Below are 23,950 nucleotides of genomic sequence, written 5' to 3'. Positions count from 1 at the left end.
AGAAAACGTCAGATCAATCGGACCGGAGTCTCACCCATCGTCATCCAACCTGCTCGGATTCGCTCGCCAGTTCCTGAAGGCGGCGATAAAGAGCCCGTTCCGCATCGCCCAGATCTGAAGGAATCACCACAACAATCTCCACCAGTTGGTCCCCCCGTTCGTTCTCCAGCTGCAGCCCACGACCACGAAGTCGCAGCAAGCGTCCGCTCGATGAACCGGGTGGAACTTGCAGCGTCACGGGTCCATCCAGCGTGGGCACATCCACAGCGCAGCCAAGAGCAGCATCTGGCGGAAACAACAGCAGCTTGTAGAGCACGCGAAGACCATCGATCCGAAGCCCGTCTTCGGTCACAACCCGGAGCTGCAGGAAATGATCACGACCACCCGGGGCGACACCCTCAAGCCGAAGTCGCCAGCCATCACCAGCGAAGGGAGGAGTGTTCAGCTCGATCACCGTGCCGTCGTCGAGCGTGAGTTCCACCTGGGTGCCCTGCAGAGCCTGATCAGCGGTGAGATGAACGACCGATTCGAGGTCCTCCACAGCACGCACGGGCGGCGGCGGCGGCGGTGCTGAAACCGGAGGTTCAGTTCTTCTGGTTTCACTTCTGACGTCATCACCCCGGAAGGGTGGATCCGGCTCCATGTCGGACTCAGCCGTTGATCGCCCTGCCCCCCCACCGAAAATCACGTCGAGATAGTCCTCGAAATCGGGGAACCCGTGCGCGAAGGGATCAGCAACACCCGCGCCTGTACCACCGCCCCGTTGCCAAGCATCGCGGCGGCGGGGATCACTGAGCACCGCATAGGCCTCATTGACCAGCTTGAAGCGATCCTCAGCAACGGGATCATTGCTGTTCAGATCCGGATGCCAACGGCGCGCCTCGCGGCGAAAGGCACGTTTCAGCTGCTGATCCGTGCAGTCGGGATCAACCCCCAGCAGAGACCAATAATCAGGATCAGCGGTAGATGTCATCGTCCCAAGGTGCAGAGTCACGACGGCTCAGGCCTCGACCGCGTTCACCCGGACGACTGGGGGGACCCCAGGGGTCGTCATCCCAATCATCGGCAAACAGCTCATCCTTGAGGGACCCAAGGGTGTTGCGAATGCCCTGAAGCGGACTGCCATCGCCCTGACGCTCCGCCGAAAGACGACGGTTCAGACCGAAGAGAGCCTCCTCAAGACCGCTTACACACAGATCCAGCTCCTGGAGGTCGTCGTTGGCGAGGCAGTCCTGCACATCGCGCATGGCCATTTCAACAGCCCGTTGCTGCCGTTCAGCGCCATAGGGCCCCAGCTCCAGCGAAGCGTCCCGCAGACGCCGTTCCGCCTGAGCAAGCAACGTTTGGGCACGGTTGCGACGCTCGATTTGATTGCGTTTGCGCCGATCCTCATCGGCCCGTGCCTCCGCTTCCGCCAACAGAGCGGTCACATCCTCCTCGTTGAGATTCGAACCGCCCTGAATCGAAACCGACTGCTTGCGCCCCGTGGTGCGGTCGGTGGCGCTGACCTGAAGCAGGCCATTGGCATCAATATCGAACGCCACTTGCACCTGAGGCACACCCCTCGGAGCCGGTGGAATGCCGGAGAGGCGGAAACGACCAAGAGATTTGTTGTCCGATGCCATCTGGCGCTCCCCTTGCCAGACATGGATTTCAACGGACGACTGATTGGCTTCCGAAGTGCTGAACACATCGGACTGGCGCACCGGGATCGGCGTGTTGCGAGGGATCAGCACCTTCATCAGTCCGCCAATCGTCTCCAGTCCGAGCGAGAGAGGTGTGACGTCATTCAGTAACAGGTCCCTGAGTTCCCCTGTGAGGATCCCCGCCTGAACGGCAGCACCGATCGCCACCACCTCATCGGGATTCACCGATTGGCAGGGATCGATGGGCACAAGGGTGCGAACCAATTGCTGCACCATGGGCATCCGGGTGGCGCCCCCCACCAGCACAACGTCATCAATGTCGTTTGCAGACCAACCCGAGTCGCGCAGTGCCGCTTGGACCGGACTCAGCAAACGGTCGAGAAGATCCGGGCAGAGACCCTCGAAGGTGGCACGGTCCAGACGAGTTTCAATGTGCAGCGGACCATCACTGCCGGTAGCAATGAACGGCAGCGAAATCGGGGTGCTCAGCACACCGGAGAGTTCCTGCTTCGCTTTTTCAGCAGCCTCCGTCAATCGCTGAAGGGCCTGACGATCCCGCCGCAGATCAACGCCATGCTCCTCAGCGAACGCATCGGCCAGCCAGTTGACGATGCGTTGATCAAAATCGTTGCCACCGAGCTGGGTGTCTCCATTCGTCGCCTTGACGTCAAAGACGCCATTGGCGATGCGCAGCAGCGACACGTCAAATGTGCCTCCACCCAGGTCAAACACGAGCACCCGTTTGACCGCACTGCGATCAAAGCCGTAAGCGAGAGCAGCGGCGGTTGGCTCATTAAGAATGCGTTCCACTGAAATGCCCGCCAACCGTCCGGCATCACGGGTGGCCTGACGCTGAGCATCATTGAAATAGGCCGGAACAGTCACAACAGCCGCTTCAACCGGCTCGCCTAGGTAAGTCGATGCATCGTCGACCAGTTTGCGGATGATGCTGGCGACAATCTCTTCGGGCGCATACTCCCTTTCCGTTACCGGGCAGGGGACGCGAACCTGACCCTGGTCATTGGCACGAACTGTGTAGGGCACGGACAGGCTGCTGTCCTCCAACTCGTCCCAGTCACGACCAACAAACCGCTTCAAATTGGAGAAGGTGTTTCGGGGGCTGAGCACGAGTTGGCGTCGGGCCAGCTGCCCCACCAGCAGCTCCTGATCCTTGGTGTAGCCCACTACGGATGGGGTGGTTCGTCCGCCCTCGGCATTGGCAATCACATGGGGACGACCCGCCTCCAGCACAGCGACAACCGAATTGGTGGTCCCCAGATCGATGCCGACGATCCGCCCCATATCCCTTAAAGCTTGATCTCCACGCTAACGGCAGCTTCCAACCTGCTCCAGCCCCAGTCGCGATAAATGGCAGAACAGAGCCCATCGCTTAAGGCGTTCTTAATCATGTCAAGAGGATCGGGACATACGTTGTACTGGCGCGCCTTTGGGTAAATGTCCGACCCGGACAAGCGATACCTGTTCCGAAGACGTCCACCGTTCGAAAAATTGGTGGACGTCGGTTTCAAGAATCTGGCCATTGCCATGGCCTCGGTGGTGGCGATCGTTCTGTTCTCCATCCTGATCGTCGTCTTCCAAGGAAGCTTGGAATCCATGGCCCGCTACGGCTGGCAATTTCTGATCACCTCGGATTGGAACCCTGTGGATGACGAGTACGGCGCCGGTGCAGCCATCTACGGCACCCTGATTACATCACTGCTGGCCTTGATGATCGCTGTGCCCTTGGGGGTTGGAACAGCCATCTTCATCACCGAAAACATCATCCCCAGCCGGATTCGCAGTCTGATCGGCTTGATGGTTGAACTTCTCGCCGCAATCCCATCCGTGGTACTCGGCCTGTGGGCCATCTTTGTGTTGGAACCATTCATCCGTCCGGGGCTTGAGCTTCTCTATGAGCTCTTCAATTGGTTCCCCCTCTTCAGCACACCGCCGATGGGTCCAGGCACCATCCCAGCAGTGTTGATCCTGGTGGTGATGATCCTTCCGATCATCACGGCTATTTCCCGTGATTGTCTGAATCAGGTACCGACACAACTCCGACAAGCGGCCTATGGCGTGGGGACAACACGTTGGGGAGCGATCATCAATGTGATTCTTCCGGCAGCGATTTCCGGAATCATTGGTGGCGTGATGCTGGCACTGGGCCGAGCCATGGGCGAGACCATGGCCGTCACGATGATCATCGGCAATTCCAACAATTTCAGCCTTTCGCTCTTGGCACCGGGCAACACCATCGCAGCGATGCTTGCTAACCAGTTTGGTGAAGCGGATGGTTCCCAAGTGTCATCGCTGATGTATGCAGCATTTGTGCTGATCATCCTGACGTTGTGCGTGAATATTTTTGCCCAGTGGATTGTGAAGCGCTTGAGCCTGAAGTACTGACATGACGCAAACGCTCACCCACACCCGATCCGACTCAGCTCCTGATCTGAGCTACAAGCCGTTTCTGCGCAGAAATATCCGCAGCGGCCTTCTCTCCTTCTTGGCGGGATTATTTGCAGTTATCGCTGTTCTGCCCCTTGTCCTGGTTTTGGGCTACGTGCTTGTACAAGGGGGCAGCAAGATCAGTCTGGCCCTGCTGACGGAACTTCCACCACCACCGGGACTGGAGGAAGGCGGTATCGCTAACGCGATTATTGGAACCCTCGTCGTAACAGGCATCGCTGGATTGATTGCCATTCCAGTGGGCGTCGGAGGTGGGATCTTCCTTGCCGAATACTCCCGTTCAGGATGGTTCGCTCAGTTCATTCGATTCGGCACCAATGTGTTGGCTGGTGTGCCATCGATCATTGCTGGCGTGTTCATCTACGGAACCATCGTCACCAGCCGAATTCTCTTCGGGAACGCCTACAGCGCCGTTGCGGGGGGCATGGCCCTGGCTGTGTTGATGCTCCCCACAGTTATTAAAACGACCGACGAAGGTCTGAAGCTGGTTCCTGATGACCTGCGTCGTGGTGCTTTGGGAGTGGGGGCATCCAGATTTGTCACTGTTGTGCGAATCACACTCCCTGCAGCCTTAACCCCGATCGCGACAGGGGTGGTTCTTGGAATCGCAAGAGCCGCAGGGGAAACGGCTCCTTTGATCTTCACGGCACTCTTCTCACCGTTCTGGTCAGATCTGCTCACACCCGAGGGCATCTTCGCTCCCATCGCAACCCTCTCCGTGATGATCTACAACTTTGCGATCATGCCCTATGAGTTTCACAACGAATTGGCCTGGGCCGCATCTTTCGTACTGGTGATGATGATTTTGACGCTCAATCTTTTATCTCGATGGCTGGCACGATTTGCAGCCAAATAAACCAATTTTCCACTTAAATCAATGACCACTATCAGCCCACCCCAAGATCCCGATATCAAGAGCGCAGACACAGCACTTTCGCTGCAGAACGTCACGATCAGCTACGGCAACTTTGAAGCCGTAAAAAATGTGTTTTGCGACATTCCTCGCGGCAAGGTCACGGCTTTCATCGGTCCATCCGGCTGCGGAAAATCAACGGTTCTCCGAGCCTTGAACCGCATGAATGACCTGATCGATTCATGCTCCCTCAAGGGAAGCATTTTGTTTGGTGGGGTCGACTTGTACGGTTCCAGTGTCGATCCTGTAGAGGTGCGACGTCGTATCGGGATGGTGTTCCAGCAACCCAACCCATTCCCGAAAAGCATCTACGAAAACATTGCCTTTGGCGCGCGCATCAATGGATATACGGGAAATATGGATGAACTCGTTGAACAATCTCTACGGCAGGCAGCAGTTTGGGATGAATGCAAAGACAAACTGAATGAGAGCGGCTATTCACTCTCTGGCGGACAGCAACAACGTCTTTGTATCGCCCGAACCATCGCCATCCAGCCAGAAGTCATCTTGATGGATGAGCCCTGTTCAGCCCTGGATCCAATCTCGACGTTGAAGATCGAAGAGACGATGCATGAGCTCAAGAAGAGCTTCACCATCGTGATCGTGACCCACAACATGCAGCAGGCCGTCCGTGTCAGCGACATGACGGCTTTCTTCAACGCCGAAGCCGTCGAGGGCGGAACCGGAAAAGTGGGCTACCTCGTGGAATTCAACGACACAGACAAGATCTTCAACGCGCCCCAACAGCAAGCCACCCAGGACTACGTCTCCGGTCGGTTCGGCTGATCCCGACCCCTCAGCAACGACGCAGCTGTCAGGAACACTCAAGCCCAAGCCTCGCCAAGGTTTGACGGCCGTGCGTGGGTCTGAAGCGCCGCCTCAGATGGACAAAAAAAATCCGGACCTTGCGGACCGGAGAAGCGGAGAGCGAGGGATTCGAACCCTCGATAGAGTTGCCCCTATACAGCATTTCCAGTGCTGCGCCTTCGACCACTCGGCCAGCTCTCCACCGGCTAAATGGGGCAGGTGAGAATGTAGCAGGGCACTGCCGGCAGAGCTTTATGCGTCCCAGCCACAGGATCACCATTCACTGGCGCCAGGAGGGTCGCACCATCACCCACGACGTCCCAGAGGGTGAGTACATCCTGCAGAGCTTTGAAGAGCAAGGAGACCCACTTCCCTTCTCCTGCAGAAACGGATGCTGCACCAGCTGTGCCGTTCGGGTGCAAAGCGGAACCCTCGACCAACGCGAGGCCATGGGTCTTTCTCAGGAGCTGAGGTCCCAGGGTTACGGCCTGCTCTGTGTGGCCCGGGCAGTTGCCCCTCTTGAAGCAGAAACCCAAGACGAAGACGAGGTATATGAGCTGCAATTCGGGCGCCACTTTGGGAAAGGACGCGTCACCACCAGGATCCCCATCGAAGAGGAGTGACCATGCAGGAGTCGATCTGCAGCCGTGCCGCCCGCGATGGCGGACTCAGCCCAAGCGATCTGGAGCGTTATCTGGCCGTGGCCCGCTCGGCGGCCGATGCCGGTGGCCAGGAGCTCATGCGCCATTACGGACGCTTGTCATCGATCGAAAGTAAAGGGCGCATCGGCGACCTGGTGACGAATGCCGACGTTGCAGCTGAACGCATCGTCTTGGAGATGCTGGCGGACCAGACCCCTGAGATCGCCGTGCTGGCGGAAGAAAGCGGGGCAACAGGACAGCAGGACGGTCTGAGGTGGTGTGTTGACCCCCTGGATGGGACCACCAACTTCGCCCACGGTTATCCCTTCTTTGCTACCTCGATCGGGCTCACCCTGGGGCAACAACCCATCCTTGGTGCCATCGCCGTGCCCTTCCTCAAGGAGATCTACTGGGGAGCGCCGGGAATCGGGGCGTTCTGCAACGACACAGCACTTCAGGTGAGCAGCTGTGATCGGCTCGAGGATGCTCTCCTCGTTACCGGGTTTGCCTATGACCGCCACACCCGTCTCGACAACAACTACGCCGAGTTCTGCTGGTTCACCCATCGCACCCATGGGGTCCGTCGCGGCGGCGCCGCGGCGGTTGATTTGGCCTTCGTGGCTGCTGGCCGCCAGGACGGCTACTGGGAAAGGGGCCTGTCTCCCTGGGACCTGGCCGCGGGCGTGGCCTTGGTGGACCTAGCGGGGGGAACCGTCACGGGATATGGGAATCAACCCTTTGATCTCACCAGCGGCCGAGTCGTAGCGGCTGGTCCTGGCTTGCATGACGCAATCAGGGATGGCTTGTCTCAGGTCAAACCGCTTCCTGGAGCCGCCTTCGGTGCCCCGGAGGTCACGGCCATGGGATCCTGAGTCGTGGCCGCGAGGACGTGAGATGGCGCTGCAACCTGCAGCTGGCGCAAAGGATCTGAATCCACGTCAGGTGGAGACCAATCGACAGCTGACGGAACGTCTTGCATCGGTTTTCCGTCTGTGGGGCTATGAGGAGGTGTCGCCACCGCGGGTGGAGCGTCTGGCAACGTTGATGGCCGGGGGTGCCATCGACAGTTCAGACATCGTTCGTCTCGTTGCAGATGACCCTCTCGGGCTACGGCCAGAGATGACGGCATCCATCGCCAGAGCGGCTTGCACACGATTCGCCGATCGCCAACGGCCGTTGCGTCTCTGGGCCTCCGGAACGGTGTTCCGCACCCGTTCCGCCGATGAAGGGGGGCAATCGATCGAAGAGAACCTGCAGAGCGGCGTTGAACTGTTCGGGGTTAGCGGCAGCGAAGCGGAGATGGAACTGCTCAGCCTGTTGATGGCAGCAATTCAGACCCTGGAGCTGCAGCCCAGCCAGAAACCAAGGCTGTTGCTGGGCCACACCGCTCTGATGGATCTGATTCTCAGCCCGTTCAACGGTGAGATGCGCGATCAGATCCGCACAGCCTTGATCGATTTCGACCGTCTGGCCATTGAGAATTTCGAGCTGACCAAGGACGCCAAGGCCAGGCTTCTTGCACTCCTTGACTGCCGCGGAACCCCCGACCAGGTCCTGACCCAGCTCGCCAGCATGGGAGGTGATCAGCCGGTCTTCGACAAGCTTCGCCGTCTCTGCGCCCACCTCTCAAAAGCAGCTCAGGATCAGTCGGTAACGATTCAGCTCGACCCGACATTCCAGCCCCATTTCGAGCTGTACACCGGCTTGGTGTTCCAGCTGGTCTGTGATGGCCGCAGCTCTCCTGTGGTGATTGCCCGTGGCGGCCGTTACGACGACCTGGTGCAGCGTTGCGGCGCGACCGATCACAAGGCCTATGGCGCTGGGTTCAGCCTGGCGATCGACCCGATCCGGGAACTGATCTCGGAATTCGATACAGCAGACCAGCAACAGACCGATGTACTCGTGGCCTTTTCAGCAGCCACAAGCCTGGAAGCGGCCATGGAGCATCAGCGGGGTTGGCATCAGCAAGGTCGCACCGCTGTGTTGGCCCTGGAACCGTTCGATTCCAGGGAGAAGGCTGAACAGCTGGCGAAAGCACAGGGCGGTCTACAGCTCGATTGGGTCGATCCTTAGGATCCGGCAGATCAGCAGGTCCTCCATGGCTCATTCCATCGTCACCGACGTTTGCGAGGGCATTGCTGACTGCGTCGATGCCTGCCCTGTGGCCTGCATTGACCAAGGCAATGGAAAAAACAAGAAAGGGACAGACTTTTACTGGATCAATTTCGACACCTGCATCGATTGCGGCATCTGCCTGCAGGTCTGTCCGGTTGAGGGCGCCATCGTTGCGGAAGAGCGTCCTGACCTTCAGAAGACGCCTTGAGCAGGCATGCGGAGCACATGAAGGTACGGAGAACCCCCTGAACAGGCCGTTGAGCCGGAGTGAAACCGGTCTCTAGTGTCTGGTTTTTCGGGACACAGGAATGGCGGTGCTGGAGGAACAGGGTCAAATTCAGATCCACACCGAAAACATTTTCCCGATCATCAAGAAGGCCGTGTACTCCGGCCACGAGGTGTTTCTCCGGGAACTTGTCAGCAATGGCGTTGATGCCATCAGCAAGCGCCGCATGGCTGCCATGGCGGGCGATTGCAGCGAAGGGGATGACGGTGCCATTCGCATCACAGTGGATCAGGAGGCCAAGACCGTCACCATCAGTGACAACGGCATCGGCATGACGGCCGATGAGGTGAAGCGCTACATCAACCAGGTGGCCTTCTCCAGTGCCGAGGATTTCCTGGAGAAATACAAGCAGGAAAACGACGCCATCATCGGCCACTTCGGCCTTGGTTTTTATTCCAGCTTCATGGTGGCCGAGAAGGTTGAACTGCTGACCCGTTCAGCTCGGCCCGACGCTGAAGCTGTGCGCTGGAGCTGTGATGGTTCCCCGAACTTCAGCCTCAGCGCCGCCGAGAAAGAGCAGCCGGGCACAGACGTGATCCTTCATCTAATGGAGGACGAGCTCGAATATCTGGAACCGGCACGGATCCGAACTCTGATCAACACCTACTGCGACTTCATGGCAGTGCCGGTGCAGCTCGAGGGGGAAACGATCAACAAGATGGACGCCCCCTGGCGCAAGAGCGCCAGAGATCTCAGTGATCAGGATTACATCGACCTCTACCACTATCTCTATCCCTTTCAAGGCGATCCCCTGCTCTGGGTTCACCTCAATACCGACTACCCCTACAACCTTCAGGGAATTCTCTTTTTCCCCAAGCAGACCGGTCGTGCCGACTGGGAGAAGGGCGAAATCAAGCTCTACTGCAACCAGGTGTTCGTCAGCGATTCGATCAAGGAAGTTGTGCCGCGCTACCTGCTGCCCTTGCGGGGAGTGATCGATTCACCCGACATTCCTCTCAATGTGAGCCGCAGTGCTCTGCAGACCGACCGACGCGTTCGCTCGATCGGAAATTTTGTCGCCAAGAAGGTGTCAGATCGGCTGCGGGGATTGAAAAAGGAGGACCCCAAGGCCTATGCCGAGGCGTGGGATGCCCTGGCACCCTTCGTGAAGATCGGCGCCATGGAAGACGAGAAGTTCGCCGAGCAGGTCGCCGAATTGATCCTGTTCGCCACCACCGCTGCCGCCGGGGAAGGCGACGACGGTGACCCGATCGCCTGCGATGGCCGTGCTTTCACCACTCTGGATGGATACCTCAGCCGACTGGCCGCAGATCAGAACAAGCGCGTGCTCTACAGCACCGATGACGTTTCCCAGGCTGGTGCGCTCAATCTCTGGACATCCCAGGGCGCGGAAGTGCTGAAGCTGGAAACGGTGATCGACACTCAGTTCATCCCCTGGCTCGAACATCGCCACGAGGAACTCACCTTCCAACGCGTCGACTCGGAACTGGACGAGAGCCTGAAAGACAACGATGCGGAACTCACCGATCAAGATGGAACAACGGAATCAGACCGACTGCGTGATCTGATCAAGGAATCCCTGGCCAATGAGAAGGTCACCGTTCAGGTACAGGCCCTGAAAGCGGAAGGGGCACCTCCGGCGATGATTCTTCTGCCTGAACAGATGCGCAGGCTGAACGACATGGGCGCCTTAATGGAACAGCGCCTACCAGGCCTTCCTGAGCATCACGTACTTCTGGTGAACCGGCGCCATCCCCTGGTGGAAGGGATGCTCAAGCTGCGGGCCGGTGGCGTGCTGGTGGGATCGGCGGAAGCCTCACCCACAGCAAGCCTCGCCCAGGATGTGGCCCGTCATCTTTATGACATGGCTCGGCTGGGCGTGGGCGGTCTGGAGCCCAATGAACTTGGCGGATTCCAGACCCGCAGTGCTGAATTGATGGGTGCTCTGATGCAGAGAGGCCTTTGAGGTGAAGACCTTTTGCTAACTTGGTCGTTTGGAACTGTTAATTCAGCTCCAAACAACCTCTCAGTAGAAGGACATCGTCATGTCACGGGTGTGTCAGCTCACCGGTACTCGCGCCAACAACGGCATGGCCGTGAGCCATTCCCACATCCGCACCAAGAAGCTGCAGCAGGCCAACCTGCAGCAGCGGCGCCTCTGGTGGGCGGAAGGCAACCGCTGGGTGAAGCTGCGCGTGACCACCCGCGCCCTCAAAACCATCCAGAAGAAAGGCCTCGGCGCCTATGCCAAGTCTCTGGGCATTAACCTGGCCAAGATCTGAGATCTTGAACGGGTGAATCGGCGGGAATTACTAGTCAAGTCCGGCCTTTTCCTTGCAGCTCTGACGCTTTCACCCTCGCGGGCTTCGGCTCTCGGGGGTGTTGTTTTGGAAACGGGCAGCACAGTGCCCGACTTTGATCTGCCCGGATCCAGCCAATCCGAACCCGACCGTAACCGTTGGAGCACCGGAGATCTGCGCGGTCGTTGGTTGGCGGTTTATTTCTACCCAAGAGACTTCACCGGTGGCTGCACCATCGAAGCCAGGGGCTTCGAAAGCCTGCACGCGGAGTTTCTTCAGGCCGGTGCCGAGGTCATCGGCATCAGCGCCGACAGTGTCGACGAGCACGAATCCTTCTGTGAAAGCGAAGGGCTGAGTTTTCCCCTGCTCTCTGATCCTGACGGAACCGTGAGCAAGGCCTACGGCTCCTGGATGGCGCCCTATTCGTTGCGCCACTCCTTCCTGATCGATCCCGATGGCGTTCTACGTGAGCGCTGGGTGGCAGTTCGACCAAACGGTCACGCCAGGGAAGTGCTGGATTCCTTGACGACACTTCAGAACAAAACCACCATTTGACAAAAAACAGCTTTTGCTGAATGGTGGAACGAACGAAGTGTTGTTCGAATAGATGGGTGCGGGTCAAAGTTCGTTCATAATCCTCTACCACCGCACCCCGTTTGACGAATCAAAAGACAAAAACGGATCAAGAATTTGGGTCGACCAGAAAAGTCCTAACGGAATAATTCCTACCCTTCGCAATCTCTTTCGGAGCTGCGAGAAAGGTACATGGATTGCCTGGAGACGCGTCGACGATCAGTCGAATGAAGGCACAGAACGGATTGAAATGGACAATCCATCTCCATTCACACTCTGCCGAATCCCTCTAGAAGACGAGCAGATCTCCAGTTTCTATCACATCACGTCAAAAGAATGCTTTTGGCCGATCCTGCACACATTTCCCACATACTTCAACGTTAATAATGCGAACTGGAAGATCTTTGAAGAGGTCAACAAACGATTCGCCTCTGCGGCATGTGCCGAGGCTGCCGAGGGTGCAACGGTATGGGTACACGATTACAACCTCTGGCTGGTTCCCGGTTACATCCGAGCTGAACGTCCCGACCTAAAGATTGCCTTTTTCCATCACACCCCCTTCCCAGGGAATGATGTCTTCGCCATCCTGCCTTGGCGTGAGCAAATTCTTGAAAGTTTGCTCTGTTGCGATGTCGTTGGTTTCCATATCCCGCGCTACACCGAAAACTTTGCCCGTGCCGCCAGCACACTTGTAGGAGCCAAGCGTGGTCCAAAAGTTTCAGTAGATCGCAAATTCATTGGAGTAGGAACAGCCCTTTCCGAAGGCACGGTCACCAGTCATCTCGAGCACAAAGGCCGTACCATTCAGTTACTCAGCTCACCGGTGGGCACATCTCCTGATCTAATTCAGGAGTTGTGCTGGAGCCCATCTGTTGAAAGCCATGGTGAATTGATCGTTCAAGACACCAAAAAGGGACGAAAACTAATCCTCTCCGCGAGTCGTGTTGATTACACGAAGGGCAATGAGGAGTTGCTGCTGGCCTTCGAACGCCTGCTGGAACGACGCAAGGATTTGCATGGGCAAGTTGTACTGATGCTCGCCTGCGTCGCCGCTGCCAGTGGGATGAAAATCTACGAAGACACGCAACGCTCGATTGAAGAAATGGCGGGGCGGATCAACGGACGCTTCAGCCAAATTGATTGGGTCCCGATCCGGTTTTCAACCCGTCGGATCCCCTACGACGAAATGATTGCCTGGTTCTGCCAAGCAGATGTCTGCTGGATCACACCGCTGCGCGATGGACTGAATCTGGTAGCCAAGGAATATGCGGCTGCTCGGCGAAACCGCGGCGGTGTTCTTGTTCTTTCCGAATTCACCGGTGCTTCGGTTGTCCTCGATGGCGCCGTTCTGACCAACCCCTATTCGAATCGCCGCATGGACGATGCAATCGAATCGGCGCTGGAAATGGACGAAGACGAGCAACGCGATCGAATGAGTCGCATGACCGATGCCGTGGAGAGCTACACCGTTCGTGACTGGGCCGATGAACAAATGTCTGGTCTGACGCCCTCAAACGCCCAGTGAAGCTGCGCCGCTGGCTGGCGAGCGGGGCCTTAGCGCTGGTCATGGCCCTCGGCTGCCTGGTGGGGTCAGCGTCCTTCCGGGCGGAAGAGGTGAACATCCTCATGCCCTCCTCCTTCACCGACGCCAGCGCTGAGCTGGTGAAAACCTTCAACCGCGAGCATCGCGGCCGGATTCATCTGAATTTGATCCGAGGTCCGTTGAACACGGAATCGATTTCAGATCTTGCAATCAGCAGCCTTCTGCTCGGGGATGCACCCTTCGACGCGCTGTTGATGGATGTCACCTGGCTACCGAAATATGCAGCCGCGGGATGGCTGGAACCCCTGGATCCTTGGTTTGATCAGGCCGACCAGGAACAGCTGGTGGAGGGAGCACGGCTGGGCAACGACTACGACGGCCATCTCTACCGCTGGCCCTTGGTGGCCGATGTGGGACTGCTCTACTGGCGGACGGATCTCATGAAAGAGCCACCGAAAACACCAGACGAGTTGATGTCCGTTGCAGGACAGCTGGTCCAGACCAACTCCGTTGCCAATGGCTTCGTCTGGCAGGGGCGTCAGTACGAGGGGCTGAGCTGCGACTTCCTAGAAGTGCTGCAGGGCTTCGGCGGCGAGTGGATGGACACCACCACCAACACCATGCAGCTGGATTCGCCTGAGGCAACAGGGGCTGCAGCCTGGTTGAACGATCTGATCAACGAAGGGATCAGTCCCTATGCCGTCACCAATTACGCCGAATCGGAGTCGCTTCAAGCCTTCAAATCCGGCGATGCCGCACTGATGCGGAACTGGCCCTATGCCTGGGCTGAACTGCAGAAGGACGACAGCAATGTGAAAGGCAACGTGGGCATCAGCCTGATGGTGGCGCAACCGGGCGAACGACCCGGAGCGACCCTGGGCAGCTGGGGGTTGAGCTTGATGCGTCAGTCGCCCCATCAGGAGGCGGCGGTGGAAGCCATTCGATACCTCACCAATGAAGCCTCCCAGCGAGCTCGCTTTCTCAACAACGGCTACTCACCCACCCAAGCGAATTTGTTCAGCGATCCGGAGATGTTGAAGAGTTCCCCTGTGCTTCCGGAGCTGCAGGTAGCCCTAAACCACGCGGTTGTGCGTCCGCCAACACCCCTCTACGCCCAACTCAGTGATGTGGTGCAGCGCGAACTCAACGGATTGTTCACCGAAACTGGATCCGCTGATGAAGCGATGGCGACCAGTCAGCAGCGAAGCCAGACCCTGCTTCGTGCAGCGGGAGCGACGCCATGACCGTTCTCCTGGCTGTTCCAGCCCTACTGCTGATCGCCGTCGTCTTCGGCTGGCCGATGCTTCGTTACGCCTGGCTGAGCTTCCACGCTGATTCCGTCCTCACCGGACTGGAACCGGTGGCCAACGGCGGAGCCAACTGGATGCGGCTGGCGTTTGATCAGCGGTTCTGGCTGGATGCGGGGCAGACCGCGCGATTCGCCCTGATCTCCGTGGGAATGGAATTGCTATTGGCACTGGCCATCGCGCTCCTGCTTCATCAGAGCTGGCGTGGCAGAGGCGCCGTTCGAGCCCTGACCCTGCTCCCCTGGGCACTCCCCACAACAATGATGGCCCTTGGCTGGCGCTGGATCTTCAACACTCCTTACGGCCCAATCGAGGTGCTGGCCCGAACCCTTGGACTCGACTCCCTGGATCTGTTGTCCACCCCATCGATCACCTGGTTGGTGACGGTTTTCGCCGATGTCTGGAAGACAACACCCTTCATCACGCTGATCCTTTTGGCTGGGCTCCAAAGCATTCCCGACGACCTTTACAGCGCCTTCCGTCTGGAAGGCGGAACCCCTCTGCAGGCCCTGCGCCGCGTCACCTTGCCGCTGCTCCTGCCCTACATCCTGCTGAGCCTTCTGTTCCGCTTGGCCCAGGCCTTCGGGGTGTTTGATCTGGTGCAGGTGTTGACCGGTGGTGGTCCTGCCGGCAGCACAGAAAGCATCGCCCTTTATGCCTATCTCAACGGCATGCGCTTCCTTGATTTCGGTTACAGCGCCACGGTGATGCTCGCGGGATTCCTGTTGCTCACAGCCCTGATCCTGGCGGGAACGCTGGTGCTGAAAACCTTCGGTGTGTTGAGGCCCCTGGATCGATGACGCGACGTTCCATCTGGATTGCACTGCTGCTGGTCTGGTCCCTCGCCCCGATGCTGTGGCAATTGGTGAGTTCATTCACCACGGCCGATGCCCTGGTCAACGAACAACTGAGCTTCTGGAACCGCTGGACGCTGAACAACTACAGGGATCTGCTGAGCACCGATCCGCCGTTCTGGAGATACCTGTTCAACAGCAGCCTGGTGGCCTCCCTCACAACACTGCTCACCTTGGTGCTGGCGATCCCGGCCGCCTACGGACTGGCGAAACTCCCCATTCGATGGAGGGGAAGCCTCCGGGCCGCCGTGGTGGGAGCCGCCTTGTTTCCCTATGTGCTGCTGTTTCTGGCACTGCTCGAACTGGCCCGCACGTTTTCGCTGGGCAACAACCTCATCGCCATTTCCATTCCCTATAGCGCTCTGTCGATGCCCCTGGCCCTGCTTCTGCTCACCGCTGCCTTCGAAGCCCTACCCAATGATCTGGAGGACGCGGCGAAGCTTGAGGGTCTGTCTCTCTGGCAACGGCTGCGCTGGGTGCTGCTTCCCTTGATTGCACCAGCCTCCGCCAGCACAGCGATCCTGGTGTTCCTGTTTGCCTGGAACGAGTATCCAGTGGCCCTCACCTGGCTAAGCCGCAGCGATCTGCTCACATTGCCGGTGGCGATGGCCCGGATTGCGGGATCATCCACCTATTCGGTCCCCTACGGCACCTACGCAGCCGCGACTGTGCTCGGTGCCATACCTCTGCTGGTGCTGGTGCTGGTGTTCCAGCGGCAGATCGTCAGTGGACTCACCAACGGAGCAATTAAGGGATGACACTGGAACTACGGGCCATCAGCAAGAGCTTCGGCGAACGCCCGGTTCTCAAGCAGCTCGACCTCAACGTGGCCGATGGGGAATGCGTCGCTCTGCTGGGTGCCAGTGGCTGTGGGAAAAGCACGGCTTTGCGTCTAATCGCGGGGCTCGATCAACCGGATCAAGGCTCCATTCGCATTAATGATGCCGAGATGGTTGACGTTCCCGCCGAACGGCGCCGGGTGGGCATGGTCTTTCAAAGCTATGCCCTGTTCCCGCATCTCAACGTGTGGGAAAACCTCGAACTGGGTTTGAGAATTCGAGGTGGCACCACCGGCAGCCGCCATAAGCGGATCAGCAGCGTTCTGGAGGTGCTGCAGCTCAGGGAATATGCCAAGCAACGGCCATCACAACTCTCCGGCGGACAGCGCCAACGGGTCGCCCTGGCCAGAGCGTTGCTCAGGGATCCACTGGTTTATCTGCTGGATGAGCCGATGAGCAATCTGGATGCGCAATTGCGTGAGGACCTGCGTCCCCAGTTGCGCCGTCTGATGATCGGTGGTGACCAACCCGTGGTCTACGTCACCCATGACCAGCAGGAGGCAATGGCGTTGGCGGATCGCATCGCCGTGATGCGCAATGGAAGCATCGAACAGATTGGAACACCTCGCGAGCTCTATCTGCAGCCGGCCAGCACCTACGTCGCCCAGTTCATCGGCCGCCCGCAGATGAATCTGTTGCCAGCTCAGAACGGCGTGACCATCGGCGTCCGACCGGACGACCTGCGGCTCGATTCCGATGGCTGGCCGTGCACAATCCTCAGCCGTGAATGGTTCGGTGCCAATCAGATGCTTCTGGTCCGCTGCGATCGCGGCGACCTACGGATGGTCTGCTCCGGAGAAACGACGATCGCGGCTGAACCGCGGATCAGTTGGTCGAGCGATTGTGAGCATCGCTTCGATACGATCTCCGGTCGTCGACTGCCATCCGCTTGAGCAGGTCGCTGTGAGCCGATGCCTGGCATCGCAATTCTTCCGTTTGATTGGGATCCGCCGGACGATCCACTTCAGCTCGCCACAGATTCAGCAATGCATCCACAGAAGGCAAGGAGGTCAATGGGGTGCAAGGCACGGACGCCATGGCAGCGGCGGCCTCAACCTTCGGGTCGTAGCTAAGAGCAGCCATCGGACTGTTGGAAAGACGGGCCAGGATCAAGGCATGCAGTCGCATGGGCAGAACAAGGCGTGCCCGTTGGACTACATCAGAAACAACCTCCAGCGACTGGGGCACCAGGGTTGTGCTGCGCCCCTTCAGACGCATTGGCAGCAGCCCCGCATCGCTCAGTTGCTGCAGCAACGGTGCATCCTGATGCTCATGGAACGCCAACCAGATCACCGGGGCTGCCAACTCGGCACTGAGAGCATCCAAAGCCTCCGTCAACCGACGCCAGCCCGAGTGATCCAGGAGTGGTGTTGGACGCCAGCTCAGAACGATGGCGTCGCCACCGATCCATGGACGCGCCGGCATCTGCCAGACCGGATCTGCGGCCAGCACCATCGGTAACGATCGCGCCCAGCGCCGAGCCAATTCAAAGGAGCGCTGATCGCGCCAACTCGCCGCCTTGCAGAACGGCAACACAGCGCGCACCAGCATCCGACTGATCCGACGCTGCAATGGCCCCAGGCCCTGGCCCCAGAGAAGCACCTCGGCGCCACCGATACGGGCGACCGCCATCAGAAGCACGTAGTAAACAAGGCTGCTGAAGCTGGTGCTGTCCTGAAGCAGGCTGCCGCCCCCAAGAACCAGCACATCCGCGCGCAGAGCGGCACGAAGGCAGCTCACCAATGAGCGGCGATTAACGGTTAGGGCCGACGGTGCCAGGGCAAGGACAGGAACTGGATCACGCACTGTGATCAACAACTGCTGCGACTGGGGAAGCGCTGACACCAGCACCTGAAGCAGTGCATCGTCCCCGAGATTGTGTTCTCCGTAGTAGCCACAAAGCAGAAGGACAGGTGCAGCGGGGCGGACCACGGGCAGCAGCCTGTTCACTCCAAGCATTATCAACGGATTCCTAGGATTCGGGCTATGCACGCGTTGTCTCTCGGAACCTGGTGGATCCACGTCGCCTCAGTGATCGAGTGGTGTGTGGCGATCGTGTTGATGCATCGACGCGGACTGTCAGGCATGGCCTGGGCCATGCTTCCGGCCCTGGTGAGTGCGATGGCAGCCTGCACATGGCACTTGTTTGACAACAGCGACGCTCTGCGGGGCCTGGTCACCCTTCAGGCCCTATTCACCGTGATCGGGAACAGCACCCTGGCGTTTGCGGCATGGCAGCTCCAACGGCGTCGGGTGGCTGACGGGGTGGTCAATGAACTTTGATCCCGCACCCCTGTTTGCGGTCTCGCTAATCCCTTATTTGTTGTTTCTCTTCTGGCTCCACAGGAGTAAGGCACTTCCGCAGATGGCGGAACGCGGCTTTCAACTCACACTGCTGTTCGTAGCCGTCACGATTGTTGCCGCCATCGCAGCTCTGCGCTGCTGCTCAGCGGAACTGGTGGAGATCGACTGGCTGCACGGTGGTGCAGAAGCCTTCCTAACGCTCGGCAACACCGTTCTGGTGATCGGACTGCTGCTACCGACCCCCAAGAAAGGGTGAACAACTCTTAAGAGACTCAGGCAAGAGGGCGGAAGCCCCGGATGATGAGGTGTCGCTCATTGGCTCGAATGCTGACCCACCTTTTCGCGATCGCTCCCGCCACCGTGTCCTGGTCTCCCAAGGTCGCCCTGGTGATGATCCTCTGCAATGTGGTTGCCATCATGGTCGGCAAGGCCACGATTAAGCACCCCAACGAAGGCGCTGCACTTCCCAACTCCACCTTCTTCGGTGGAATGGGACATGCAGCCATGCTCGGTACCACCAGCCTTGGCCACATCATCGGCATCGGTGCAATCCAGGGTCTGGCAGCCCGCGGTGTGCTCTGAAGCAACACCTTTCCGGGAAGGAGCCACGGCTCCTCCCCGGAAACAACATCGCTCAAAGCAGATAGGGCAACAGGCGTAAGCCGTAACGCTCGAATCTGTACTCAAACAGCAGCTCAGAGAGAGCACTTGCTTTTGCTGTGGAAGAAAGTCCATTGATCAGACGTTGGAGTCGTTGATCAGCCCGGCAATTGTTGAGACCCCACCAGGTGCGCCGCGCCAGACGGCCTGACACCGACCATCGCCAGCTCCGCTTGGCGTCAAGTTCCTGTCTGTAGCGATGGGGAATGGTTGCTGAGTCGCCGCGCATCCCATCAGCGATCAACAGATCGGCCAGTTGATCGGCATTGTCCATCGCATGGCGGATGCCTTCTCCACCGAGAAGATTGGCTGTACTTGCCGCATCTCCAACAGCCAACAGCGCATCGGCACCCAGCGCTTCAGATCGGGAGATCGAGCTGGAAACAGGCCCACCATGGCGATCCAGAACGAGACAGTCGGACAAGCCGCAGCGTTGAATCAACCGCTGCAGGGGCTGCGCCAGGCTGCCGGGGGTCTGACGATGGGGCGGAGGAAGCTGACAGACACCCACCTTCAGCCGTTGTCCTTGCATAGGGAAGATCCAGCCGTATCCGTGGCTGATCCAGGGTGTCCCCAGAAAAAAACTGATCCGATCCCGCCAGGCTGCGGCGTGGCGATCATCGGCTTGAAGCAGCCACTCGACACCGATCCCCTGCAGCAGCGGATCAGCTGGATTGGGCTTGACACCAGCCTGCTGAAGCAGATCGCGACGAGCACCCGTGGCGTCAATCAGCCACCGGACTGAGCGCAACGACTCCACACCATCGCGCGTCTGCAGCTGCACGGTGGCGTTCTCTGCGCTGAGGCTTTTCAGAACTGCCCGACAGCCTTGAATCAACTCCACACCATGGCGACGCGCTTCCGACCAGAGGAAGGAACGGAGCCTGCCGAAGTCGAGCACCACCCCCAGATCGTCGTCAGACCACCACTGATGCACCAGACCGGAAGGATCGTGCAGCTGCCAGCCCTGCCAGGTTGCGGCAATGATTTCATCCGGCAGGCCAAGCCGACGAACAGCCTCCAGAGGAAGAGCTGCGCTGGAATAGGCATTGCGATCCGGATCCATCAAGCGATCCACCAGGGTGACCTCAGCACCCCTGCGCGCCAGTTGGATCGCCAGGCGGGCACCGGAAGGCCCCGCACCAACGATTAGAACCGACACAGATCCTTCCGCTTCAGGCCTGCAGAGCCTTGATCGAAGCGCTGGATGGCATATCACCAGCGGCCTTGCTGAAGCGCTCAAGGATGCGTTCAGCCATCTGTGCAGGAGTTAGGCCAAGAGCTTCCTTGCTCTGTTGAGGAGTGGCGTGATCGACCAGCTGATCGGGGATGCCGATCCGCAGCATTGAGACAGTGATGTCCTGATCGCTCAACGACTCGAGAACGGCGGCCCCAAATCCTCCGGGGAGGGCTCCCTCCTCCATGGTGACCACACGGGGGATGCGTCGAGCCAGAGGATGAATGAGGGCCTGGTCCAGCGGCCGCAGGAACCGGGCATTGATCACCGTGGTCGAAAGACCTGCTTCCTCAAGCAGGGTGGCTGTGGCAAGAGCCGGCGCCACCATGGAGCCGTAGGCAACGATCATCAAGTCGTCACCTTCCCGCAGCAGTTCTCCACGGCCGATCGGCAGGGATTCCCAACCCTCTTCCATCAAGGGCACGCCTTCACCCGATCCCCGGGGAATGCGCAGGGCTGTCGGTCCGTCGTGACTGAGGCAGGTCACCAGCATTTGCTGCAGCTCAGCCTCATCCTTCGGAGCCATCACCGTGAAATTGGGAATGGCACGCATGTAGCTGATGTCGTATTGACCCTGGTGCGTCGGCCCATCGGCACCGACGATGCCCGCACGATCCAGCACGAAGGTGACCGGCAGCTTCTGGATTCCAACGTCGTGGATCAACTGGTCGTAGGCCCGCTGCAGAAAGGTGCTGTAGATCGCGCAGACAGGACGCAAGCCTTCACATGCCATCCCCGCTGCAAGGGTGACGGCATGCTGCTCGGCAATGCCGACGTCCACATACTGGTTGGGGATGGCCTTCTGCAGCAGATCGAGCCCGGTACCGGTGGCCATCGCCGCAGTGATTCCCACCACCCGACTGTTTTGCTCGCACAGCTTGACGAGGGTTTGACCAAACACCTTGCTGTAGCTGGGGGGCTTGGGTTTCGATGAGGGGATCGCCTTACCGGTATTGAGATCGAAAGCTGATTGCGCGTGGTAGCCGACCTGATCAGCCTCGGCGTAGGGATATCCCTTGCCCTTTGTCGTGACCACATGCACCAGAACAGGACCACCCTCACGGTGGGCCGCCTGAAAAGTGCGCACCATCTCACCGATGTCGTGGCCGTCGATCGGACCCATGTAAGTGAAACCGAGTTCCTCGAACACGGCACCAACCTTGGGAACAGCGAGACGTCGCATGCTTCCCTTCAGGCGATTGAGTTCCGCAGGAAGCTCTCCACCCATAAACGGCAGGTGACGAACACTCTCTTCGACACTTCCCGAGATGAACTGCATCGGTGGGCTGAGCCGCGCACGGTTCAGAACACTCGATAGGGCTCCCACCGGTGGGGAGATCGACATGTCGTTGTCGTTCAGCACCACCAGGAGCGGGGTATTGGGAAGGTGCCCCGCGTGATTGATGGCTTCCAGGGCCATGCCGCCTGTCAGGGCACCATCACCGATGACAGCAACGCATTTGTACGACTCACCCTTGTTGTCTCGCGCCATCGCCATCCCCAGCGCAGCGGATATCGACGTGCTCGCGTGACCGGCTCCGAAGTGATCGAAGCCACTCTCCGAACGCTTGAGGTATCCAGCCACCCCACGCTGCTGGCGCAGGGAATCGAAATCGTTGAACCGCCCTGTGATCAATTTGTGGGGGTATGCCTGATGACCGACATCCCAGACCACGCGGTCATGATCGAGGTCGAGGGTCTGGTAAAGAGCGAGTGTGAGCTCCACAACACCCAGACCAGGACCAAGGTGTCCACCACTGGTCGACACAACCTGCAGATGCCTCTCACGGATCTGCCGTGCCACATCCTCGAGCTGAGCCGGGCTGAGTCCGTGCAGTTCATTCGGATGCTTGAGATCTCCGAGATGCATGCACTGCCAGTTCCAATACGAGCAATCTACGGGAACCAGCCCGGATGCTGTCTGGATCGAACCCTTGGAAGAATGGTGAGATGACCGACTACCTGCAGCGGATCCTGCGTGCACGCGTTTACGACGTGGCGCGTGAAACCCCCCTGGATCACGCCCCCAATCTGAGCCGCCGACTGAACAACACGGTCTGGTTGAAGCGTGAGGATCTCCAGCCGGTGTTCTCCTTCAAACTGCGCGGCGCTTACAACCGCATGGCACAGCTGAGCGCAGACGAGCTGAAGCGCGGTGTCATTGCATCCAGTGCAGGTAACCATGCCCAAGGAGTGGCGCTAAGTGCCAAGCGACTCGGCTGTCGAGCGGTGATTGTGATGCCAAGCACGACGCCGGAGGTCAAGGTGCGCGCCGTGCGCGCCCTGGGCGGTGAAGTCGTGCTCCATGGCGAGACCTACGACGAGTGTTCCGCAGAAGCACAGCGGCGCTGCAAAGCCGAAGGTCTCACCTTTATCCACCCCTTTGACGATCCCGAGGTGATAGCTGGTCAGGGGACGATCGGGATGGAGATCATGCGCCAGGCAGAGCAGCCACCCAACGCCATCTACGTGGCAGTTGGTGGAGGTGGCCTGATCGCCGGAATCGCCGCCTACGTCAAACGGCTCTGGCCTGAAACCGAGATCATTGGTGTGGAACCGATCGATGCCGATGCCCTGACCCGCTCCTTGGAGCAGGGGCAGAGGGTGGAGCTGGAGCAGGTGGGCCTATTTGCCGACGGTGTCGCCGTGAGGAAAGTGGGTGAACACACCTTTGAGTTGGCCCAACGGTTTGTCGATCGGATGGTCCGGGTCGACACCGACGCCATCTGTGCCGCCATCAAAGATGTCTTCGAAGACACCCGCTCCATCCTGGAACCTGCGGGCGCATTGGCGATTGCCGGTCTCAAGCAGGACGTGGCCGATCGCAACCAAGCAGGTCGCAATCTCGTAGCGGTGGCCTGCGGCGCCAACATGAATTTCGACCGCCTGCGCTTCATCGCCGAACGGGCTGAGCTCGGTGAAGAGCGGGAAGCGATGTTGGCCGTGGAGATTCCCGAATCACCCGGCAGCCTCAGGCGCCTCTGCGAACTACTGCGGGAACGCAGCCTCACGGAATTCAGTTACCGCATGACCGATGGCGCCACGGCGCAGATCTTCATCGGTGTGCAGGTGAAGGATGAGGACGATCGGTCATCGCTACTGAACCAACTGGAGCAGGGTGGCTTTCCCTCTCTTGATCTCAGCGACAACGAATTCGCCAAGGTCCATTTGCGCCACATGGTGGGAGGTCGGCTGCCCTCTTCAGCGCGAACGGCCTGCGCCGGGGAATGCCGAGAGCTGCTGTATCGCTTCGAATTCCCCGAACGACCGGGTGCCCTGATGAGCTTCGTTGATGCCCTACACCCGGGATGGAGCATCAGCATCTTCCACTACAGGAACCACGGTGCCGACGTAGGGCGAATCGTGGTGGGAGTTCTGGTGCCGAAACAGGAGATGGAAGGGTGGACCGACTTTCTCAGTGCCCTGGGGTATCGCCACTGGGATGAAACAAACAACCCTGCCTATGCACTGTTCCTCTGAGTTTCTGGACGGTAACTT

At 59.0% G+C, this 23,950-nt stretch carries 24 protein-coding genes and 1 tRNA gene; 19 read left to right on the top strand and 6 right to left on the bottom strand.

Annotation, left to right across the window (positions count from 1 at the left end; all coding sequences use genetic code 11):
* Positions 1–40 precede the first annotated feature (40 nt).
* Both DXY29_RS00875 and dnaK read right to left on the bottom strand, forming a co-directional pair.
* Positions 41–973, bottom strand: a complete 933-nt coding sequence (locus DXY29_RS00875; RefSeq protein WP_115022059.1) for a DnaJ domain-containing protein — start codon at positions 971–973, stop codon at positions 41–43.
* Positions 957–2,948, bottom strand: a complete 1,992-nt coding sequence (dnaK, locus tag DXY29_RS00870; RefSeq protein WP_115022057.1) for a molecular chaperone DnaK — start codon at positions 2,946–2,948, stop codon at positions 957–959. The genes DXY29_RS00875 and dnaK overlap by 17 nt, the downstream gene beginning before the upstream one ends.
* A 153-nt stretch (positions 2,949–3,101) precedes the next feature.
* Here dnaK and pstC point away from each other — a divergent pair, with 153 nt between their 5' ends.
* The 3 genes from pstC to pstB are packed head-to-tail and all read left to right on the top strand — an operon-like array spanning position 3,102 to position 5,811.
* Positions 3,102–4,049: a phosphate ABC transporter permease subunit PstC gene (gene pstC / locus DXY29_RS00865; protein ID WP_115022056.1), complete on the top strand. Its 948-nt coding sequence runs from the start codon at positions 3,102–3,104 to the stop codon at positions 4,047–4,049.
* Between the two features lies 1 nt (position 4,050).
* Positions 4,051–4,968, top strand: coding sequence for a phosphate ABC transporter permease PstA (gene pstA / locus DXY29_RS00860; protein WP_115022054.1), 918 nt, complete (start codon positions 4,051–4,053; stop codon positions 4,966–4,968).
* Positions 4,969–4,989: 21 nt separating this feature from the next.
* Positions 4,990–5,811, top strand: coding sequence for a phosphate ABC transporter ATP-binding protein PstB (pstB, locus tag DXY29_RS00855; RefSeq protein ID WP_115022052.1), 822 nt, complete (start codon positions 4,990–4,992; stop codon positions 5,809–5,811).
* A gap of 135 nt (positions 5,812–5,946) precedes the next feature.
* Here pstB and DXY29_RS00850 read toward each other — a convergent pair.
* Positions 5,947–6,033: transfer RNA gene (locus tag DXY29_RS00850), tRNA-Ser, on the bottom strand.
* A 53-nt stretch (positions 6,034–6,086) separates the two neighbouring features.
* Here DXY29_RS00850 and DXY29_RS00845 point away from each other — a divergent pair.
* The 12 genes from DXY29_RS00845 (at position 6,087) to DXY29_RS00790 (ending at position 17,144) form a co-directional block, all read left to right on the top strand.
* A complete protein-coding gene (locus tag DXY29_RS00845; RefSeq protein ID WP_115022051.1) occupies positions 6,087–6,455 on the top strand; it encodes a 2Fe-2S iron-sulfur cluster-binding protein in 369 nt (122 codons plus the stop codon).
* A 2-nt stretch (positions 6,456–6,457) separates the two neighbouring features.
* Positions 6,458–7,345: an inositol monophosphatase family protein gene (locus tag DXY29_RS00840; protein ID WP_115022049.1), complete on the top strand. Its 888-nt coding sequence runs from the start codon at positions 6,458–6,460 to the stop codon at positions 7,343–7,345.
* 22 nt (positions 7,346–7,367) lie between these two features.
* Entirely contained in the window at positions 7,368–8,546 is a 1,179-nt protein-coding gene (locus DXY29_RS00835; RefSeq protein ID WP_115022048.1) for an ATP phosphoribosyltransferase regulatory subunit, read from the top strand.
* Between the two features lie 25 nt (positions 8,547–8,571).
* The gene (locus DXY29_RS00830; protein WP_115022046.1) at positions 8,572–8,796 is read left to right on the top strand and encodes a ferredoxin family protein; all 225 of its coding nucleotides are present in this window, start codon (positions 8,572–8,574) and stop codon (positions 8,794–8,796) included.
* Positions 8,797–8,896: 100 nt separating this feature from the next.
* On the top strand, positions 8,897–10,801 hold the full coding sequence (gene htpG / locus DXY29_RS00825) for a molecular chaperone HtpG (protein ID WP_115022045.1): 1,905 nt from the start codon (positions 8,897–8,899) through the stop codon (positions 10,799–10,801).
* 79 nt (positions 10,802–10,880) lie between these two features.
* The gene (gene rpmB / locus DXY29_RS00820) at positions 10,881–11,117 is read left to right on the top strand and encodes a 50S ribosomal protein L28 (RefSeq protein WP_006850205.1); all 237 of its coding nucleotides are present in this window, start codon (positions 10,881–10,883) and stop codon (positions 11,115–11,117) included.
* A 12-nt stretch (positions 11,118–11,129) separates the two neighbouring features.
* The gene (locus tag DXY29_RS00815; RefSeq protein WP_115022043.1) at positions 11,130–11,690 is read left to right on the top strand and encodes a peroxiredoxin; all 561 of its coding nucleotides are present in this window, start codon (positions 11,130–11,132) and stop codon (positions 11,688–11,690) included.
* A gap of 52 nt (positions 11,691–11,742) precedes the next feature.
* The gene (gene ggpS / locus DXY29_RS00810) at positions 11,743–13,233 is read left to right on the top strand and encodes a glucosylglycerol-phosphate synthase (protein ID WP_115022041.1); all 1,491 of its coding nucleotides are present in this window, start codon (positions 11,743–11,745) and stop codon (positions 13,231–13,233) included.
* A complete protein-coding gene (locus DXY29_RS00805) occupies positions 13,230–14,495 on the top strand; it encodes an ABC transporter substrate-binding protein (RefSeq protein WP_115022038.1) in 1,266 nt (421 codons plus the stop codon). The genes ggpS and DXY29_RS00805 overlap by 4 nt, the downstream gene beginning before the upstream one ends.
* On the top strand, positions 14,492–15,358 hold the full coding sequence (locus tag DXY29_RS00800) for a carbohydrate ABC transporter permease (RefSeq protein WP_115022037.1): 867 nt from the start codon (positions 14,492–14,494) through the stop codon (positions 15,356–15,358). The genes DXY29_RS00805 and DXY29_RS00800 overlap by 4 nt, the downstream gene beginning before the upstream one ends.
* On the top strand, positions 15,355–16,170 hold the full coding sequence (locus tag DXY29_RS00795; protein WP_115022035.1) for a carbohydrate ABC transporter permease: 816 nt from the start codon (positions 15,355–15,357) through the stop codon (positions 16,168–16,170). Before DXY29_RS00800 ends, DXY29_RS00795 begins: the two co-directional genes overlap by 4 nt.
* Positions 16,167–17,144 (top strand): ABC transporter ATP-binding protein, encoded by a 978-nt coding sequence (locus tag DXY29_RS00790; RefSeq protein WP_115022033.1) that lies wholly within the window; start codon positions 16,167–16,169, stop codon positions 17,142–17,144. Before DXY29_RS00795 ends, DXY29_RS00790 begins: the two co-directional genes overlap by 4 nt.
* Here DXY29_RS00790 and csaB read toward each other — a convergent pair.
* Positions 17,077–18,183: a polysaccharide pyruvyl transferase CsaB gene (gene csaB, locus DXY29_RS00785; RefSeq protein WP_115022129.1), complete on the bottom strand. Its 1,107-nt coding sequence runs from the start codon at positions 18,181–18,183 to the stop codon at positions 17,077–17,079. The two genes, DXY29_RS00790 and csaB, sit on opposite strands and share 68 nt — an antisense overlap.
* Before the next feature lie 54 nt (positions 18,184–18,237).
* Here csaB and DXY29_RS00780 point away from each other — a divergent pair, with 54 nt between their 5' ends.
* The 3 genes from DXY29_RS00780 to psaK all read left to right on the top strand — a co-directional run bounded on the left by DXY29_RS00780 (position 18,238) and on the right by psaK (position 19,137).
* Complete coding sequence (locus tag DXY29_RS00780) at positions 18,238–18,534, top strand: DUF2499 domain-containing protein (protein ID WP_115022031.1); 297 nt, start codon at positions 18,238–18,240, stop codon at positions 18,532–18,534.
* Complete coding sequence (locus tag DXY29_RS00775) at positions 18,524–18,811, top strand: DUF3593 domain-containing protein (protein WP_115022029.1); 288 nt, start codon at positions 18,524–18,526, stop codon at positions 18,809–18,811. The genes DXY29_RS00780 and DXY29_RS00775 overlap by 11 nt, the downstream gene beginning before the upstream one ends.
* Before the next feature lie 68 nt (positions 18,812–18,879).
* Entirely contained in the window at positions 18,880–19,137 is a 258-nt protein-coding gene (gene psaK / locus DXY29_RS00770; protein ID WP_115022027.1) for a photosystem I reaction center subunit PsaK, read from the top strand.
* 52 nt (positions 19,138–19,189) lie between these two features.
* Here psaK and DXY29_RS00765 read toward each other — a convergent pair whose 3' ends face one another.
* Complete coding sequence (locus DXY29_RS00765) at positions 19,190–20,377, bottom strand: NAD(P)/FAD-dependent oxidoreductase (RefSeq protein WP_115022025.1); 1,188 nt, start codon at positions 20,375–20,377, stop codon at positions 19,190–19,192.
* Positions 20,378–20,390: 13 nt separating this feature from the next.
* Positions 20,391–22,322: a 1-deoxy-D-xylulose-5-phosphate synthase gene (gene dxs, locus DXY29_RS00760; protein WP_115022023.1), complete on the bottom strand. Its 1,932-nt coding sequence runs from the start codon at positions 22,320–22,322 to the stop codon at positions 20,391–20,393.
* Positions 22,323–22,402: 80 nt separating this feature from the next.
* Between dxs and ilvA the strand changes: the two genes are divergently transcribed.
* Positions 22,403–23,932: a threonine ammonia-lyase, biosynthetic gene (gene ilvA, locus DXY29_RS00755; protein WP_115022021.1), complete on the top strand. Its 1,530-nt coding sequence runs from the start codon at positions 22,403–22,405 to the stop codon at positions 23,930–23,932.
* Positions 23,933–23,950 lie beyond the last annotated feature (18 nt).

Origin of the sequence: Synechococcus sp. UW69 (assembly GCF_900474185.1) — a bacterium.
Classification (GTDB): Bacteria; Cyanobacteriota; Cyanobacteriia; order PCC-6307; family Cyanobiaceae; genus Parasynechococcus.
The sequence above is the reverse complement of the archived record's forward strand: the minus strand, read 5'-3'. Positions and strand labels throughout refer to the sequence as shown.

Coding starts and splice junctions, on each gene's coding strand:
- DXY29_RS00775 (WP_115022029.1), top strand. CDS start 18,524: ATGAACTTTGATCCCGCACCCCTGTTTGCGGTCTCGCTAATCCCTTAT.
- rpmB (WP_006850205.1), top strand. CDS start 10,881: ATGTCACGGGTGTGTCAGCTCACCGGTACTCGCGCCAACAACGGCATG.
- dnaK (WP_115022057.1), bottom strand. CDS start 2,948: ATGGGGCGGATCGTCGGCATCGATCTGGGGACCACCAATTCGGTTGTC.
- DXY29_RS00845 (WP_115022051.1), top strand. CDS start 6,087: ATGCGTCCCAGCCACAGGATCACCATTCACTGGCGCCAGGAGGGTCGC.
- DXY29_RS00800 (WP_115022037.1), top strand. CDS start 14,492: ATGACCGTTCTCCTGGCTGTTCCAGCCCTACTGCTGATCGCCGTCGTC.
- pstA (WP_115022054.1), top strand. CDS start 4,051: ATGACGCAAACGCTCACCCACACCCGATCCGACTCAGCTCCTGATCTG.
- DXY29_RS00840 (WP_115022049.1), top strand. CDS start 6,458: ATGCAGGAGTCGATCTGCAGCCGTGCCGCCCGCGATGGCGGACTCAGC.
- ggpS (WP_115022041.1), top strand. CDS start 11,743: ATGGGTGCGGGTCAAAGTTCGTTCATAATCCTCTACCACCGCACCCCG.
- DXY29_RS00780 (WP_115022031.1), top strand. CDS start 18,238: ATGCACGCGTTGTCTCTCGGAACCTGGTGGATCCACGTCGCCTCAGTG.
- ilvA (WP_115022021.1), top strand. CDS start 22,403: ATGACCGACTACCTGCAGCGGATCCTGCGTGCACGCGTTTACGACGTG.
- DXY29_RS00795 (WP_115022035.1), top strand. CDS start 15,355: ATGACGCGACGTTCCATCTGGATTGCACTGCTGCTGGTCTGGTCCCTC.
- htpG (WP_115022045.1), top strand. CDS start 8,897: ATGGCGGTGCTGGAGGAACAGGGTCAAATTCAGATCCACACCGAAAAC.
- DXY29_RS00835 (WP_115022048.1), top strand. CDS start 7,368: ATGGCGCTGCAACCTGCAGCTGGCGCAAAGGATCTGAATCCACGTCAG.
- DXY29_RS00830 (WP_115022046.1), top strand. CDS start 8,572: ATGGCTCATTCCATCGTCACCGACGTTTGCGAGGGCATTGCTGACTGC.
- pstB (WP_115022052.1), top strand. CDS start 4,990: ATGACCACTATCAGCCCACCCCAAGATCCCGATATCAAGAGCGCAGAC.
- dxs (WP_115022023.1), bottom strand. CDS start 22,322: ATGCATCTCGGAGATCTCAAGCATCCGAATGAACTGCACGGACTCAGC.
- DXY29_RS00875 (WP_115022059.1), bottom strand. CDS start 973: ATGACATCTACCGCTGATCCTGATTATTGGTCTCTGCTGGGGGTTGAT.
- pstC (WP_115022056.1), top strand. CDS start 3,102: ATGTCCGACCCGGACAAGCGATACCTGTTCCGAAGACGTCCACCGTTC.
- psaK (WP_115022027.1), top strand. CDS start 18,880: ATGCTGACCCACCTTTTCGCGATCGCTCCCGCCACCGTGTCCTGGTCT.
- DXY29_RS00790 (WP_115022033.1), top strand. CDS start 16,167: ATGACACTGGAACTACGGGCCATCAGCAAGAGCTTCGGCGAACGCCCG.